The organism is Nocardioides sp. (assembly GCF_035703625.1).
Classification (GTDB): domain Bacteria; phylum Actinomycetota; class Actinomycetes; order Propionibacteriales; family Nocardioidaceae; genus Nocardioides.
Genome location: NZ_DASSXS010000211.1, coordinates 1 through 16,323, shown reverse-complemented (window position 1 = coordinate 16,323; position 16,323 = coordinate 1). Strand labels below are relative to the sequence as shown.

At 70.3% G+C, this 16,323-nt stretch carries 14 protein-coding genes; 5 read left to right on the top strand and 9 right to left on the bottom strand.

Translation table 11 applies throughout. From position 1 onward, the window contains the following. Positions 1-25: 25 nt before the first annotated feature. Positions 26-1,531, top strand: coding sequence for an L-arabinose isomerase (gene araA / locus VFN12_RS10465; protein WP_414690032.1), 1,506 nt, complete (start codon positions 26-28; stop codon positions 1,529-1,531). Between the two features lie 192 nt (positions 1,532-1,723). Here the strand turns inward: araA and VFN12_RS10460 are convergent, their stop codons facing one another. Genes VFN12_RS10460 through sqr form a run of 3 tightly spaced genes read right to left on the bottom strand, consistent with a single transcriptional unit; the run spans position 1,724 to position 3,827 of the window. After that, entirely contained in the window at positions 1,724-2,233 is a 510-nt protein-coding gene (locus VFN12_RS10460; protein WP_325118605.1) for a DsrE/DsrF/DrsH-like family protein, read from the bottom strand. Positions 2,234-2,264: 31 nt separating this feature from the next. Further along, positions 2,265-2,579: a TusE/DsrC/DsvC family sulfur relay protein gene (locus tag VFN12_RS10455; RefSeq protein ID WP_325118604.1), complete on the bottom strand. Its 315-nt coding sequence runs from the start codon at positions 2,577-2,579 to the stop codon at positions 2,265-2,267. A gap of 3 nt (positions 2,580-2,582) precedes the next feature. Next, the gene (sqr, locus tag VFN12_RS10450; protein ID WP_325118603.1) at positions 2,583-3,827 is read right to left on the bottom strand and encodes a type III sulfide quinone reductase, selenoprotein subtype; all 1,245 of its coding nucleotides are present in this window, start codon (positions 3,825-3,827) and stop codon (positions 2,583-2,585) included. A 273-nt stretch (positions 3,828-4,100) separates the two neighbouring features. Between sqr and VFN12_RS10445 the strand changes: the two genes are divergently transcribed. Continuing rightward, a complete protein-coding gene (locus VFN12_RS10445; RefSeq protein WP_325118602.1) occupies positions 4,101-5,549 on the top strand; it encodes a glycosyltransferase in 1,449 nt (482 codons plus the stop codon). A gap of 224 nt (positions 5,550-5,773) precedes the next feature. On the opposite strand, the gene VFN12_RS10440 is transcribed toward VFN12_RS10445, so the two are convergent. Genes VFN12_RS10440 through VFN12_RS10430 form a run of 3 tightly spaced genes read right to left on the bottom strand, consistent with a single transcriptional unit; the run spans position 5,774 to position 8,517 of the window. Further along, a complete protein-coding gene (locus VFN12_RS10440; RefSeq protein WP_325118601.1) occupies positions 5,774-6,856 on the bottom strand; it encodes a DUF2157 domain-containing protein in 1,083 nt (360 codons plus the stop codon). 35 nt (positions 6,857-6,891) lie between these two features. Next, positions 6,892-7,434 (bottom strand): flavodoxin family protein, encoded by a 543-nt coding sequence (locus VFN12_RS10435; RefSeq protein ID WP_325118600.1) that lies wholly within the window; start codon positions 7,432-7,434, stop codon positions 6,892-6,894. Between the two features lie 18 nt (positions 7,435-7,452). After that, on the bottom strand, positions 7,453-8,517 hold the full coding sequence (locus VFN12_RS10430) for an NAD(P)-dependent alcohol dehydrogenase (protein ID WP_325118599.1): 1,065 nt from the start codon (positions 8,515-8,517) through the stop codon (positions 7,453-7,455). Positions 8,518-8,685: 168 nt separating this feature from the next. Between VFN12_RS10430 and VFN12_RS10425 the strand changes: the two genes are divergently transcribed. Continuing rightward, positions 8,686-8,907, top strand: a complete 222-nt coding sequence (locus VFN12_RS10425; protein ID WP_325118598.1) for a hypothetical protein — start codon at positions 8,686-8,688, stop codon at positions 8,905-8,907. On the opposite strand, the gene VFN12_RS10420 is transcribed toward VFN12_RS10425, so the two are convergent. Further along, a complete protein-coding gene (locus tag VFN12_RS10420; RefSeq protein WP_325118597.1) occupies positions 8,886-11,564 on the bottom strand; it encodes a GNAT family N-acetyltransferase in 2,679 nt (892 codons plus the stop codon). The genes VFN12_RS10425 and VFN12_RS10420 overlap by 22 nt on opposite strands. Positions 11,565-11,754: 190 nt before the next feature. On the opposite strand from VFN12_RS10420, the gene VFN12_RS10415 reads away from it, so the two are divergent. Further along, entirely contained in the window at positions 11,755-12,354 is a 600-nt protein-coding gene (locus VFN12_RS10415) for an HPP family protein (protein WP_325118596.1), read from the top strand. Between the two features lie 412 nt (positions 12,355-12,766). Here VFN12_RS10415 and VFN12_RS10410 read toward each other — a convergent pair whose 3' ends face one another. Further along, positions 12,767-14,203, bottom strand: coding sequence for a PP2C family protein-serine/threonine phosphatase (locus VFN12_RS10410; RefSeq protein WP_325118595.1), 1,437 nt, complete (start codon positions 14,201-14,203; stop codon positions 12,767-12,769). Positions 14,204-14,435: 232 nt separating this feature from the next. On the opposite strand from VFN12_RS10410, the gene VFN12_RS10405 reads away from it, so the two are divergent. After that, on the top strand, positions 14,436-15,341 hold the full coding sequence (locus tag VFN12_RS10405) for a fumarylacetoacetate hydrolase family protein (protein WP_325118594.1): 906 nt from the start codon (positions 14,436-14,438) through the stop codon (positions 15,339-15,341). Here the strand turns inward: VFN12_RS10405 and VFN12_RS10400 are convergent. Further along, positions 15,295-16,323, bottom strand: a 1,029-nt coding sequence (locus VFN12_RS10400; protein ID WP_325118593.1) for an AI-2E family transporter, incomplete at its 5' end; no start/stop codon positions are given. The genes VFN12_RS10405 and VFN12_RS10400 overlap by 47 nt on opposite strands.

The following is a 16,323-nucleotide window of genomic DNA, read 5'->3' as shown; positions in this document are numbered from 1 at the left end:
CTGTGAGCAAGAGGAGGTCGGCACGGTGAACGTGAGCGGCTCGAACGAGATCTGGTTCCTGACCGGGAGCCAGGGACTCTACGGCGACGACGTCCTGAGGCAGGTGGCCGGTCAGTCCCTGCAGATCGCCGAGGCCCTGGGCCAGGCCGACGAAATCCCACCCCGGATCGTGCCCAAGCCCGTCCTCACCGACGCAGGTGCGATCCGCAGGTTGGCGCTCGAGGCGAACGCCTACGACTCGTGCGTGGGCGTGATCGCGTGGATGCACACCTTCAGTCCAGCGAAGATGTGGATCACAGGGCTCGACCTTCTCCGCAAGCCGCTGCTGCACCTGCACACCCAGGCCAACGTCGAGCTGCCATGGTCCGACATCGACATGGACTTCATGAACCTCAATCAGGCCGCGCACGGCGACCGCGAGTTCGGCTATGCACAGACTCGCATCGGGGTGCGTCGCAAGACGGTCGCTGGACACGTGTCGGACCCCGCGGTCGCGAGACGCATCGGAGAGTGGTCCCACGCCGCCGTCGGGCATGCCGCGCTCCGTGCCATGCGGGTGGCCAGGTTCGGCGACAACATGCGCAACGTCGCTGTCACCGAGGGCGACAAGGTTGAAGCCGAACTGCGCTTCGGGGTCTCGGTCAACACCTACGGGGTCAACGATCTCGTCGACGTCGTGGAAGACGTCACGGACGCAGACATCGACGCTCTGACGTCGGAGTACGAGGGGTGCTACTCGGTCGCGGCCGAGCTCCGGCGTGGGGGAGAGCGCCACGAGTCACTGCGCTACGGCGCCCGCATCGAGCTCGGACTTCGGAACTTCCTGACCGAGGGAGGATTCAGCGCCTTCACCACGAACTTCGAGGATCTCGGCGGTCTCCGGCAGCTGCCCGGCCTGGCCGTCCAGCGTCTGATGGCCGACGGCTACGGCTTCGGGGCCGAGGGTGACTGGAAGTCCTCGGTGTTGGTACGAGCCCTCAAGGCCACGGCCGAGGGCCTTCCGGGCGGGACCTCCTTCATGGAGGACTACACCTATCACCTGGTGCCGGGGGAGGAGAAGATCCTGGGCGCGCACATGCTCGAGGTGTGCCCCACTATCGCGGATCAGCAGCCCACACTCGAGATCCATGCCCTGTCCATCGGCGCGCGCGAGGATCCGGTACGTCTGGTCTTCGACGCCGCCCCGGGGGCCGCCGTCGTACTCGGCATGGCGGACTTGGGCGACCGGTTCCGGCTGGTCGCGAACGAGATCGAGGTCGTCCCACCCGACGAACCCCTGCCCAGACTTCCCGTGGCGCGTGCGGTGTGGCGGCCAGCACCAGACTTGCGGACCTCCACCGAGGCATGGCTGACGGCGGGAGGTCCGCACCACACGGTGCTGTCGACCGCGCTGACCACAGAACACCTCTGGGACCTTGCGGAGATGGTGGGCACCGAACTCGTGCTGATCGATGAGCACACCGACGCGCGGCGCTTCACCCAGGAGCTCCGCTGGAACCAGACCTACTACCGGCTGGCGCAAGGGTTCTGACGGCGGAGGACCTCCTTCCGTGGACGGCTCCGCGACGAGCAGCACGCCGAGATCGTCCAGATGAGGCGCTGGCTCGCGCGGTGGTCGGGCACCGACCCGCACGGCGGCATGGGGTTGCGGCACCAGGTTCGGACACGGCCCGGGCATGGTGGGGCGGACTCGGGCGCTGAGCGAAGCGACCCGCTTCCCGGGCTAGATGAAGAGCAGCTGCGCGCCGGTGGTGATCTCGATGAAGTCCGAGGCGCTGATGATGCCCTCGACCTCGTCGTACAGGTCGTCCTGCTCGAGGTGCTGCATGTCGGCTGACATCCGGCACGCCCAGAGATGACCGCCGGAGTCGACGATCTGCTGCAGGAACTCCGGTACCTCCGGGACTCCGATCTCCGCGATGGACTTCTTCATCTGGTGCGTGGCCATCGCGGTCATGCCCGGCAGCCCGCCGAGGCCCTGGGGCATGTGTGTCGCCGTGTTGCCGAGCAGCGTGAACTTCAGGTCCCCCATCGTCTCCTTGTTGATCATGTCGAAGCCCCAGAAGGTGAAGAAGAGATGCGTCTCGATGCCCTCGCCGAGGGCGGCGTTCGCAAGGACCAGGCCGGGGTAGGCCATGTCGAGGTTTCCCTTGGAGCAGATGATGGCGAGCTTGCGGTCGGAGTCGACGGTGCCGAACGTGGGCACGATCGGAGCGGTCTGTGTGGTTGTCATGTCTCTCGTCTCCTTGCCACTGTGCTGGTGATCAGACGCAGCCGTGCGGTTTGGGCAGGCCCGCGACGTAGGCCAGCTTCTTGGCCGGCTTCTGTGGGAACAGCTGGAACAGGGACTTGGTGGGAATGCCCCCCACGACGCTGATCCTGCGCAGGGTCGCGGTCTCCCCGCGACTGGCGAAGTCCTCCCGCAGGAAGCGGATGGCCTTCCAGTGCGCGTCGGACAGCTCGATCCCGATCTGGGCGGCAAGCGACGTGGCCAGGGGCTCGGACCACTCGCTCGGGTCGGTCATGAATCCCTCGTCGTTGACCTCGATGGTGTGGCCGTCGATCGTCGTCGTGGGCATGGTCTACGCCTCCTTCTTCGGGGTGTTCTTCCCGGCCATGGACATGTGTGCGGGCAGCGGGACCGGGCGGCCGGGCAGCAGCACGTTCCAGTAGATGTGTCGGAAGGCCAGCTTCCCGAGATGGTTGGCGCGGGTCTCCTTGAGCAGGCTCATCGGACCGACGTACGGCAGCGGGTACTTGCCGGTGAGAGGCTCTGTGTCGTAGTTGAAGTCGATCAGCAGGGCCTTGTCGTCACCGGACTCGACGAAGCAGTTGGCATGTCCGTCGAAGGAACCGGTCATCGGCTTGCCGGAGACGCGCTCGAGGAAGTTGTCGACGAAGATCTCGACGGAGAAGTGCGCCACCGAGCCGGCCTTGGATGCCGGGATGTTGTTGGCGTCGCCGACCGCGAAGATCGTGTCGTGCTCCACGGACAGCAGGGTGTGCTTGTCGACCGGCACGTAGTTCAGCTCGTCGCCGAGGCCTGACCGGGCGACGAAGTCCGCGCCCATGTTCAACGGGACCGTGACCAGCAGGTCGAACGGCACCTCGCGCCCGTCGTAGGACACCAGCATCTTGTGCTCGTCGTCGATCCGCTCGACCATGAAGTCGGTCTCCAGGTGGATCTTTCGCTCGTCGAGCATGGAACCGAGCTGGGCGGAGGCGATCGGCTTGGTGAACGCACCGTCCAGGGGAGTCACGAAGACCAGCTCCACCGCGTCCCGCACGCCCTTCTCGCGTAGCCACGACTCCGCGAGGAACGCGAACTCCAGGGGCGCCACCGGGCACTTGATCGGCATCTCGGTGATGTGCACGACCAGCCGCCCGTGGTCGAACCCGGCGAGGGCCTCGGCGAGTGCCTCTGCCCCCTCCAGGGTGTAGAAGTCGAAGATGCTCCTGCGCCACTCGCGCCCGAGCATCCCGGGGGTCTGGTCGGGGCGCGGCGTCGTACCGCTGGCGATCACGAGGTAGTCGTAGCCGAGCTCGCGGCCGTCCTGGAGGAGCACGCGGTCCTCGCGTACGTCGACCCGGTCCACCTCGCCCACCACCAGCTCGACGCCGGCCACGAGGCAGTCGTGCCGGGTCCGGACCACGTCCGCCCTGAGGTAACCGCCGAACGGGATGAACAGGTACCCCGGCTGGTAGTGGTGCTGGTCGTCCTGGTCGACCACCCTGATCTGCCACTCGTGGTCGTCGAGCCGCCGACGGAGCTTGTTGGCGATCATCGTTCCTGCCGTCCCGGCTCCGAGCACCAGCAGTGTCTTCATGGCTCCTCCATCGGCTGGCCGTCACTCCCACGCTAGGGGCCGTTCCCGGGCGCCCACAGGGGACGAAGGCACGCTGCCGGGGGACTTATTTCCCGATCTCGGCCGCGGTTCCGAAGGGGGGCCCGAAGGGGTGCAGTCGCCCTCCGCACCCGGTGCTGCTGCCATCTCTCATCGGCGCCCGTGGTCTCCACGGGCCACCGCGCCGGCAGCGGTCCGATGCGTGTCCACCCTGAACGCTGGCACGGCACGCCCGAACACGGGACCATGAAAGGCATGGAGGAGGTCAGCGTCCGGCCCGTCGATCTCGGACAGCTCGCGGCGCTTCTCCCGGCCGACCGGGCGGAGCGGCTGGCCACCGCTGCTGACCGGGCCCGCTCGGCGTTCGGTGACCGGGTGGTGTGGCACGTGAACGCCACCTCCCACGGGGGTGGGGTCGCCGAGATGTTGCAGACCCTGCTCGCCTACGCGAAGGGGGCCGGGATCGAGAACCGCTGGCTGGTGCTGGACGGCGATCCGCGGTTCTTCGCGATCACCAAGCGCCTGCACAACGTGCTGCACGGCGAGCCCGGGGACGGTGGACCGCTGGGCCCGGCCGAGCACGCGCACTACGAAGAGGTGCTCCGGGCCAACCTGGCGGAGCTGGTCCGTCGCGTCTCGCCCGGAGACATCGTCCTCCTCCACGATCCGCAGACCGCAGGTCTGGCCGAGGGCCTGCGCGAGATCGGAGCGCGGGTGGTGTGGCGGTGCCATGTGGGTCGTGACCGACCGAACGACGTCACCGATGCCGGATGGGAGTTCCTGCGACCGTACGTCAGGCACGCCCAGGGGCTGGTGTTCTCTCGTCGCGCGTACGCGCCGCAGTGGGTCGACGGCGAGCTGCTGGCCGTCATCCCACCCTCCATCGACCCGCTCGCGCTCAAGAACATGGCGTTGGCGCCCGAGCAGGTCACCGCAATCCTGGCGAGGGCCGGACTGGTCGCGGACGGCCGTCGGGAGGGACGGGTCGACTTCCTCCGCCGGGACGGAACGCCCGGGACCGTTCGGTCCCATCGCAGCTCGGGCGGACTTCTGCTGGGCACCGATCCACCCCCGCCGACCGTGCCGCTCGTGGTGCAGGTGAGCAGGTGGGACCGGCTCAAGGACATGGCGGGCGTGATGGAGGGCTTCGTCCGCGCCGTCGACGAGGACGACCTGAACGGCGCGCACCTGATGCTCGCCGGGCCCGAGGTCTCCGGAGTGGCCGACGACCCCGAGGGCGCCGAGGTGCTCGGTGACTGCCGTGAGGAGTGGCGCCACCTCCCCGCGGAGGTCCGCGGACGCGTGCACCTGGCCTGCGTTCCCATGGACGACGGCGACGAGAACGCCATCATCGTCAATGCCCTCCAGCGGCACGCCGCCGTCGTCGTGCAGAAGAGTCTCGTGGAGGGGTTCGGTCTGACGGTCACCGAAGCCATGTGGAAGGGCCGACCGGTCGTGGCCAGCAAGCTGGGCGGGATCCAGGACCAGATCGTCGACGGCCGCGACGGCCTCCTGGTGGAGGATCCCTACGACATCGACGAGTTCGCCCGCATCCTGGGCCGCCCCCTCGCGGATGCCGGGCTCGCCAGTCGCCTGGGCGCCGCGGCCCAGGCCCGGGTGGCCCAGGAGTACGTCGGGGATCGCCACCTCGCGCAGTACGTCGAGCTCTTCTCCGATCTGGTGCGTCACTCCGATCCCGCCTAGTGGCCCAGCCCCCTGTTCCTGCTGGGTGTGGCATCTCCGCCGAGCCTCGGGTGGTGCCGGTCTCGCTGGCACCGGCAGGCGCCACCGGGTGGGGTCGCAGGGAGGGCGGCGGAGCTGAGGTCGGCCGATCAGGCACTGCCGCCGCCCGGTGAGCGCGCAACCGGGTGTGCCTGACCCTCGAGCCGGCGCGGCGCTCGGGGCTGCCGCCGACCGGTCCGTCCGGCTCAGGTGGTGACGGCGCCGAGCACCAGGATCGTCGGCACGGCCGCCAGGAGGATGGCCATGGCCGCCAGAACCGCCACCCGCCGGTCCAGGACCGCTCGGTGGGCGACGCCACCGCGGGGTTGACGGCGGATGACCAGGACGGCGAGCGCCACCAGACCGAGGCCCAGGAGGACCAGCAGCAGCGGAGCAACCACGCTGTCGGGGAACCATCGCGAGACGGCCACCGGCAACGCCTGGAACGCACCGAGGACGCCGACGGCCAGGAGGATCGGGTCCCTTGTCACCAACGAGAGGCCGACGAGCAGTCCGGCGGTCAGGATCGCGGCCGCCACCCCGGCGTCATGGTCGATCGTGAACATGGCGCCGACCATCATCGCGATCCCGCCCACCGCCATCACCCCCTGGCGCGGGCGGAGCACTCCTCCCCATCCGAGAAGCGCCCAGGCTGCGCCCACCGCCCAGATCGCCGCTCCGGGGGTGGTCTCCGGCTCGACGACGACCGCGGCCGCGCTGCCGGATGCCGCGATGACGGCGACGCCGGTCGCCACCTGGAGAAGGAACGAGTTGTCGCGACGATGGAGCAGCAGTCCGAGCACTGTGCTTCCCGCCGAGGCGAGGAGGACGATGGACTGACCACCGAGGTCGAGCACGTCGACCGAGAGGACGACGAGGGTGGCGGCCAGTGCCACGAGTGAGGCCGTCCACAGCACGGCGCGCAGCCGGTGTGCGGCCGTTCCGAGCCGCGAGGGTACGGCGGCGCCCGCGACCACGAGCCCGACCGTCAGCGCCCCGAGGATGACCAGTCGGGCCGTGACCCCGATCTCGGCCCAGTAGCGGGCGCCGATGAGCAGACCTCCGACGAGGACCACCATGCCGCCGACGTACCCGAGGGCCTCCGCGACGAGTGGCGAGCCGCCGGACCGCGTCGCCGGGGCCTCGGGGGTGCGGGCCAGGATGCGGCGGCCCTGCTCGTCACTGATGATGCCCTCGCTCACCCAGGAGGCCACCGCCCCTGTCAGGTAGCGGTCGTGCCGTTGCCGATCGACGTCGGGGACGGAGCCCCGGGCAGACGTGGGTGTCATGGCGATCTCCTTGTCCACCGTCTGTTCACGGTCCTTCAGGAGGCTTCGAGGTCCGGCTGCCGGGCCAGCTCGAACAGGCGGGCTCCCCAGTCGTGGGCCCGGTAGAACTCGCCGAAGGTGGTCGGGCCGTGCACATCGGCGACGTAGAAGCTGGTCGGGCGGTCGAGCAGGGCGAAACCGTGGGCCCGCAGGGCCTTGGCCGCCCGCTTGGCTGCGGAGCCGGGAAGCCGTCGGACCTTCTCGACACGGGTGTCGAACACCGCCACCCGCGGACGCTCCGCAGCGAGCGGGAATGCCGCGGCGAAGGTGTCCAGCCACTCACGCACGCCCAGTGCGGCCCGTGACGGGTCCGCCCCCTGTCGAACCGCGTCCTCCCGGGTCGACTGCCGGCTCAGGGAGAACGCGTGCGTCGGTGCCCCGATGACCACGAGATCGGCCTCGGCGAGGTCATCTGGCCCGACCTCGCGGACATCGGCAAGCGTGGTGCGGCTACCCGCCTCGGCGAGCCCGTCCGCGACCTTGCGGGCAATGTGCTCGGTGTTGCCGAACATCGACTCGTACACGATCACGGTCTTCATGGTGATCTCCTCGTCTCGTCAGGGTTGATAGGAATCGGTGGGGATGACCACGGCGCGGCCGTCGACGCTGCCGTGTGCGAGGTCCTGGTAGGCCATGGCGGCGTCGTCGAGGGTGTAGAGCGACGTCGCGGCGGTCAGCAGCCCACGGGAGGCCAGATCGAGCACCTCGACGAGCTCGCGCCGGTTGCCCCAGTAGGTCGTCTGGACGCTGACCTCGTAGGGCACGCCGAAGAAGGAGACCGGGAGGGTGCCGCCGGCGATGCCGACGATCGTGATGTCTCCCAGCTGCCGGGCACAGGCCGCAGCGGCGGCGAGAGTGTCGTCCGAGCCGACGCAGTCGATCACGAGGTCCGCACCGATGCCGCCGGTGAACTCCCGGATCTCCTGCACCAGGTCCGGCCCGGGGGACAGGGAGAGGTCGGCGCCGTAGCGGCCCGCGAGGTCTCGTGCAGTGCCCCGGGGGTCGACCGCCACCACACGTGCGCCGGTCGTGGCGCGCAGGATCTGCACCGCCATGTGCCCCAGGCCCCCGACCCCGATCACGACGGCGGTCGCCGTCGGACCCAGCTTGTGCCCAGATCGCCGGACCGCGTGGTAGGGCGTCAGCCCGGCATCGGTCAACGGGGCGGCGTGGACCACGTCGAGGCCATCGGGCAGCGGCACCAGGTGCCGTGCAGCCGGCACAAGCATGTACTCGGCCATGCCGCCGTCGAGGCCGAGGCCACCCCCGCCCCCGGGCACTGGCGCCAGATCGGGTCGCTCGCAGTAGGTCTCGAGGCCATCCAGGCAGTGCCGGCAGGTGCCGCACCCCCAGGCGCCGACGACGGCGACCGGCTGGCCGAGCTCGACGCCCCGGGTGCCGGTGCCGATGGCGTGCACCCACCCGGCGTTCTCGTGCCCGAGCGTGAACGGGGGACTCCACGGCAGTGCTCCGGCCTCGAAGTCGTGCATCAGGTGCAGGTCCGAGTGGCACGCTCCTGCGGCACCGACCTGAACCACCACCTCGCCCGGACCGGGCTCCGGTCTCGGGACTTCCTCGAGAACCGGCTCGCTCTTCCATGCGTTCAGTCGCAGCGCCTTCATGTCGTCCTCCAGCGAGGGGCAGGGGGTGTCAGCTTCCAGCCTGCCCCGGAGCGGGGAGTCAGATCAGGGGCGTCCGGCCGGGGGCCAGGGGCCGTTGGTCCCTACGTGTACGGGGCGGGACGGGCCATCGTCGAAGCGGGTGCGCTCACCCCGCACACGGAGCCTGTCATGAACGAGCAGAACCCGAACCCCGTCGTGGTCGCCCAGGGCACGACCCGATCGATGAAGCGCTCGCCTTCGCCGCAGGCGAGGCCGCCAGGTCCGGGTGCGGCATCCACCCTGGTCATGCACCTGCTCACCCAGTGGCCCGAGCTGCCTCTCGTGGCCGAGACCGACCTCGGGCTCCCAGCTCGGCTGAGGGCACTCGCTCAGGGCTGGACGCGCAGCTGACGGGGGATGCCCGCGTTGACCGGGCTGGCCTCGGCCAGCCGGATCTTCACGTCGACGAGGACGACGTCGGTGGGAGTGCACATCACGGGGTTGAAGTCGAGCTCGGCGACCTCGGGAACGTCGACGGAGAGCTCCCCGAGCGTCACCAGGACACGTTCCAGCCGGTCGGTGTCCGTCCGCGCGGCCCCGCGGTAGCCCTCCAGCATGGGCCAGGTCCGCAGCGACCGGATCGCGCGTGCGGCGTCCAGCTGGGTGAACGGCGGCAACAGGAAGGCGCGGTCATCCAGGATCCCGGTGGCGATGCCGCCGGCGGCGACCATGACCAGCGGCCCGAACCCGGGATCGCGGACCACGCCCAGCGCGATCTCGACGCCGTCCACGACCGGCTGGACGAGCACGGGCACGTCTGTGCGTCCGAGCTCGTGTTCGAAGGCACGGGTGGCCGCGATCACCTCCGCGCTCGACTCGAGCCCCACCCGGACCAGTCCCCGGTCGGTCTTGTGCACGATGTTCCTGTCGGCGACCTTGACCGCCACCGGGAACCCGAGCGTGCCGGCGAGCTCCGATGCTTCCAGCGGGTTCGCGGCGATGCCTCCCACGGGCATCAGGCCGTAGGGCTCGAGCAGCCTCGTGGCGTCGTCGGCACGCACCCATCCGGCCGGCCCGGAGGTTCTCAGCAGGTCTCGTGCGATGGCGCGCACAGTGGACGCGCGCTCCGGGTCGTGCGCCGCGGGCTCGGCGCGGGGCGTCTGCCTCCACTCGGCGTACGTCGCGGCCTGGGCGATGGCCTCGATGGCGTGGTCGACCGCGTGGTAGACGGTGACGCCCGCGACGTGCTGTCCGAGGCCGCCCAGTCCGACCAGGACGACGGGCTTCTCAGGGTGGGTCTCGCGAGCTCGGGCCGTTGCCTCCACCAGGGGCTCGGCTGGCGCGACGCTCGTCGGCACCAGGACAACGAGCAGGGTGTCGACCTGGGCACTGTCCAGCAGGGGTTCGAGGACACCGGAGAGGTGGTCGGCGGTCGCGCCGGCGCCGAGGTCGATCGGGTTGCTGGTCCCGGTGGTGCCGGACACCAAACCGTCGAGCTGGGCACGGAGCTCGACCGGCAGCTCCGGGACCAGGAGTCCGTGGGCGTCGGCAGCGTCGGCCGCGAGCACGCCGAGTCCTCCGGCGTTGCTGACGATCGCCACCCTCTTCCCGGCCGGGAGCGGCTGCTCGGAGAGAAGTAGCGCGATCCGGCCCATCGCCTCCGCGCTGCGGCAGGCGAGGACTCCGGCCTGTGCGAGCAGGGCGTCGACCCCGACGGCCGGTGAGGCGGCCGCGGCGGTGTGCGACGCCCCCGCCCGCCGGCCTCCGGCCGATCGTCCGCCGACGACCGCCAGCAGCGGCTTGCGCTCGGCGAAGCGGCGAGCCAGCCTCGCGAACTTCGGGGCGTTCCCGAACGACTCCAGGTAGAGCGCCGCTGCGGTGACCTTGGGGTCGTCGACCCACGCGGCCAGGAGGTCGTTGCCCGACACGTCCGCCTTGTTGCCCAGCGAGATGAACGTGTGGACACCCAGCCCGAGCTCTCGGGCCACGTCGAGCAGGGCGATCCCCACTCCGCCGGACTGGGAGGCGACCGCCAGGCCCCCCGCCGGGGGGTCGCTGAGCGAGAAGGTGGCGTTGAGACTGATGTCGGGATCGTTGGACATGACGCCCAGGCAGTTGGGCCCGACCAGCCTCATGTGGTTCCGGCGCGCGACCCGGACCATCTGATGCTGAACCTCGGCCCCCTCGGGGCCGAGCTCTCCGAGCCCGGAGGAGATGACGACGACCGACGAGACCCCGGCGTCCGCTGCGTCCTCGACCGCCGCGAGCACGCGCTGCGCGGGTACGGCGATGATCGCCAGGTCGATGTGCTCGGGGACGTCCGCCAGACGGGGAAAGGCCGGAACCCCGTCGATGGAGGGAACGTCGGGGTGGACGACGAACACGTGTCCGCGGAAGCCCCGCTGCGTGATCGAGGTCAGCACGGCGTGGCCGAGGCCGGCACCCTCGCGCCGGACACCGACGACCGCGACGCTCCTGGGGTGCAGCAAGGGAGCCAGCGAGCGGGCCTCCGAGACCGACTCACGCAAGTCCGCTGCCGCGACGGCCGTCGCTGAGGCCTGGGTGCTCATCTCCACCGAGACGACCCCCGACTGGCTCCTCCGGGAGACGTCGAAGCCCACGTCGTTGAAGACGCGGATCATCGCCGCATTCTCGGGGAGGACCTCGGCGACGAAACGACGAACCCCCTGGTCACGGCAGGCGGCGGCGAGGTGCTCCAGGAGCAGGCTTCCGAGCCCGTGGCCGTGCTCGACGTCCGACACCAGCAGGGCCACCTCGGCCGAGTCGTGATCGGCGCGCTCAGCGGTCGCCAGAGCGACGATGCGGTTGCGCACCGTCGCCACGAGCGTCGCCACCGTGTTGCCGGTTCCCTGCACCAGGTGGTCGACGTACCGGTGACCGGCCTCGCGGTTCAGCGAGAAGAACCTCAGCCGGAGGTTGTCGTCACCCACTCCGTCATGCAGGGCGATCAGCTCCGCATGGTCCTCGGGGACCATGGGGCGGATGGACGCGATCCTTCCGTCGGCCAGCAGCACATCGGCTGCACGTGCGACGACTCCCTGGGCCATGGGCTCACCTCCAGGCACATCCTGCGGTGTTCCGAACGTACCGCGCAGGGCCGTTGGGCCTGTGCCGAAAGCCCCAATGGCCCTGTGCCCGATCCTCCCGGAGCACGAAGACTGAGGTGACGGTGGAGCCGACCGTCCCGGGCGGCCTTCGGCGGCACGGACAACAGAGCGGGTGTAAGGAGTGGTTCGGATGTTGGTGCGCGAGGTCATGACCAGCCCGGCCGTCACGGTGCCGCAGTCGGCGGCCGTCAAGGACGCCATCCAGCTTCTCGAGCGCCACTCGATCGCCGCCATGCCGGTGGTCGACGAGGTCGGGCGCCTGGTCGGCGTCGTGAGCGAGGCGGATGTCATCAGGGAGATGGTCGTCCCGGACCAGCGAGTCCACGAGCGCCTGGTCCGCCTGAGCACGCCCCCGACACATGCCCGGGTCGCCGACATCATGAGCCGCCATGCGCTGACCGTCTCCAGCGGGACCGAGCTCGCCCAGGCGGCGGAGCTGATGACCAGCACGGTCGTGAAGAGCCTGCCGGTCGTCGACGAGGACGAAGTGGTGGGCGTCATCAGCCGGCGGGACATCATTCGGCTGCTCTCCCGGGAGGACCCCCGGATCGAGGCCGAGGTCGACGAGCTGTTCCGGCAGACCGGGCTGGACTGGCTGGTCGACGTGTCCGACGGTGTCGCCACGGTGGACGGTCCGGCCGACGACGGGGAGCGGGAGCTGGCCCGGGTCCTGGCGTGCACGGTCTCCGGGGTCGTCGGCGTGCACTTCCCGTCCTCGCGCAACGGCTAGCCCGGTTCCATAGGCCTTGCGGTTGCTGCGGTCGTCGTCACCGGGGTCGTGGTCGGGAAAGTCGGCGTACGGAACCTGCTCGACCGGACGACGAGGCGGCGTGTCCCGCTCGTCTGGTACGGCGCGACGCTCGGGGTCGGGCGGGGCCACCCTGCCCTGACCGCAACCACCCACAGGGCGAGACCCTCGAGGTGCAGTCCTCCTGCCATCGCGACAGCGGCCGCCCGGGGCAACACCTGCGCCGAGCTCTGGGCGACGCCCACCATCTGCGAGCCTGTGCGGCCGGCGGCTTGACGAGTCCGACTCACGGTGGACGAATCGGTCCTGCCGGCACGTCAACCACTGTCGAGCAGCGAGCCAGCCCGGACGCGACAGGGACCGGACCCGTCGGCGTCGACGTGAGATCGCGGGATCACGCCGTGTCGCCGAGGCCTCCGACGTACGGCGATGCGATCGCAGTCTCGACGGGCAGCGGCTGCAGGGCCAGCACGGTGACGTCGTCACTCGCTGGCGATCCGAAGCCGAGCAGTGTGGTGAGCACGTGGTCGCACAGCTCATCGGGGCCGGTGGTGGGCATGCGGACCGACTCCAGGCGTGCCAGCCCGTCGCTGATCGAGCTCGACCGTCGCTCCACCAGCCCGTCCGTGTAGAGCAGGAGCGACCCTCCGCGCGGGATCTGGCTGGATCGGTCGACGTACAGCGCGGTGTCGCTCGAACCGACCGGCGGCCCCGGGTCGCCGTGCAGCAGCCTGGCGTCGCCCGCGGCGCCGACGATGAGTGGGTTGAGATGGCCGGCGCTCGACCAGCGGAAGGTGCCGTCGGCGGGATCCACGATGGCGTACAGGCAGGTGGTCAGGTCGGTGACGCCCAGGATGTCCGCCATGGTGTTGACCCGCGACAGCACCGTGGCCGGCGACGTCTCGTGGACGGCGAAGGCGCGCAAGGAGGCCCGGATCTGTCCCATGGCGGAAGCGGCGGGAAGGTCGTGGCCGACCACGTCGCCCACCACCAGCCCGACCTCGCCGGACGGGAGCGCGATGACGTCGTACCAGTCACCACCGACCTGCATGGAGGAGTTCCCGGGCGTGGATCGAGCCGCGAGTCCGACCCCCGGGATGACGGGCAGCTGGTCGGGAAACAGGCCGCGCTGCAGCTCGTCGGCCATGGTTCGCTGTGCCGCCTCGCGGCCGAGCGCGGCGCGGAGCCTGGCCCCCTCCCGCCGGTGCATCCACACCAGCAGCGCCCAGCACGCGAGGGCCGCACCCGAGCCCACGACCAGCAGGCGGGCGGTGACGCGCTCGTGCTGTGCCTGCTCCCGCTCCAGCGCGGCGGAGCTGTCGGCGAGCACGGCGGTGGTGGTTTCCTGTGTGGTGACCAGCGACTCGAACATGGACTGGAACCGGTCGACGGCCACGTCGTCGACCCTCCCCGTCCGGAGCATCGACCGGACGAGGCGCTGCCCCGTGGCGATGTAGGCGTCCTGAACGGGCACCAGGTCCGCGACGGCCCCGGCGACCGCCGGTGGCAGGTCCATCGCGTGCAGCTCGTCGATGTCGCGCCGGAACTGTCGAGCGTGGGCCCGGGTCGTCTCGACGAGGTCCTCGGTCGTGCCGGGCGCGCGGGGCGAGTGCAGGGCCTGCCGAGCGTTCCCCACGTCGGCGCGCAGCGCGTCGTGCATCATGTCCGCGTCCTGGTGGAGCCGCTGGGCCCGTGTGAGCTGACCCATCTCCTGGGCCGTGGTGACGGTGCGGGCCAGCGAGAAGATCGCGGTGGCACCCACCAACAGGGTCAACCCGGCTCCGAGCACCCCCAGCACCACCAGATGGCGGGGCCATGGCAGGTGAAGCACGGCCCACCTCCCACGGGCGCGGCCCGCGAGACCGTCGGGGGCTCCGTCCGGGCGCGCGCGTCCCAGAGCACAACGTACGCCGGTCGCGGGAACGCCGTGGTGGCTCGCGGCCATATGACCCGTTGGTGCCACTCGGTGGTCCCCCGCATGGGTCACGTAGCGGTCTGGTCCCCTGATCGAGGCCGGGCCGACGACCTTCTCGGTCCTCATCGGCCGTCATATCGTGGCCACCATGCGCTTCGCGACGGTCGTGGTCGACGGCACCGAACAGGGCTGCGTGCGGCGGCAGGATGGCCGGTGGGCTCCCCTGCACCGGCTCGATCCGTCGCTGGCGGGTGACCTGCTGACCCTCATCGAGCAGAGCGCAGCCCGCGACCTGCTCGACCCGATCGCGCAGGGGGCCGAGGCACTGGGGGAGCGCGAGCTGGTGGAGGCCGGCGAGGCGACGTACCGGCCGCCCTACCGGCGCCCGCGCAAGATCTGGGGGATCGGGTTGAACTACGCCGACCATGCCGGCGACCTGCACGAGGAGACACCGAGTCAGCCCGCGTCGTTCATCAAGGCCGATCACACGATCGTCGGACCGGGAGACGAGATCGTGATCCCTCACCAGAGCGAGCGCACCACCGGCGAGGGCGAGCTCGGCGTGGTCATGGGCCGCGAAGCCAGCAACGTCCCCCCGGACCAGGCGTTGGACCACGTCTTCGGCGTCTGTGCGGTCCTCGACCAGACGGCGGAGGACATCCTCGCCCTCAACCCCCGCTACCTGACCCGGTCGAAGAACTTCCCGACGTTCTTCTCCTTCGGCCCGGAGGTGGTCACCCTCGACGAGTTCCTGCGTTCACGGGCACTGGAGGACGTCGAGGTGGCGACCTTCCTGGACGGCGCCGAGGTCCGCCGCAACGTCGTGGGCAACATGACCCACGCCCCGCGGGACCTGATCAGCTTCCACAGCCAGATGATGCCGCTCTTCCCGGGCGACATCATCTCCACCGGCACCCCGGGGGCGGGGGTGCTGAAGCCGGGAGTGGTCGCGGAGGCCCGGGTCGAGGGCCTGCTGCCCCTGACCAACCCGGTCCGTGACGACGCAGCTAGGCAGGATCCGGGTCCTCGACCTGCGCGTCGATCAGCGGATTGACCCACGCGGCGCGTGGGTCGGCATCGATGAAGAACGCCCGCAGCAGCAACGTCATCGGCACCGCGAGCAGGGCCCCCAGCGGACCGAGCAGGAACGTCCAGACGACGAGCGAGAGGAACGTCAGCTCGGCGCTCAGGCCGACGCTGTTGCCGACGAAGCGTGGCTGGATGAAGGTCTGGATCGTCACGTTGAGCAGGCTGTAGACCACGAGGACCAGCACCATCTGCTCCCAGCCGCCGTCGAGCAGGGCGAGCAGCGCCGGAGGGATGATGCCGATCACGAACCCGATGTTGGGGATGAAGTTCGTGATGAAGGAGAAGAAGCCCCAGACGAGTGGCAGCGGGACGCCGATGAGCCACAGCGCTCCGGCGTCGAGGACTCCGACGATGGCCCCGAACAGCGCGGTGACGATCAGGTAGCGCTGCGTGCCGTTGACGAACTTCGCGAGCGACGCGTCCAGATGGGGCCGGCTCCGTCGGAGCCAGGCCATCCGCGGCTTGAATCCCGGTGCGGCCACGACGAAGAAGAACATCACGGTGACCAGGAAGAACAGGTTGCCGAGCGCGCCGAGGATCCCCGAGAGCAGGGTGCCGAGGACGTCGGCAACCTGGGTGGGATCGACCTTGGCGAGGGCGTCCTGCACCTGGTCGGAGCCCAGCCCGACACGGGACAGCGCGTCGTTGGTCTGGGCAGAGAGCTGCGTGGCGTCGCCGGCGTACTGGGGGAGCAGGTCGACCAGCCTGACCAGGCAGACGACGGTGCCGATCAGCAGCACCAGCAAGATGGCGTACGCCGCGACCAGCGCCCCGAGGGTGGCCAGCCACCCCGGCCACCGGTGGCGTCGCGCCCAGTTGCCGAGCGGGAGCACGGCGATGGTCAGGACCAGCGCGAGCATCGCGGGCGCGATGATCTCGGCCGCCCCGCGGACGCCGACAGCCAGGGCCACTGCCCCGATGACGCCGAGCATCAGGACGACGATCCG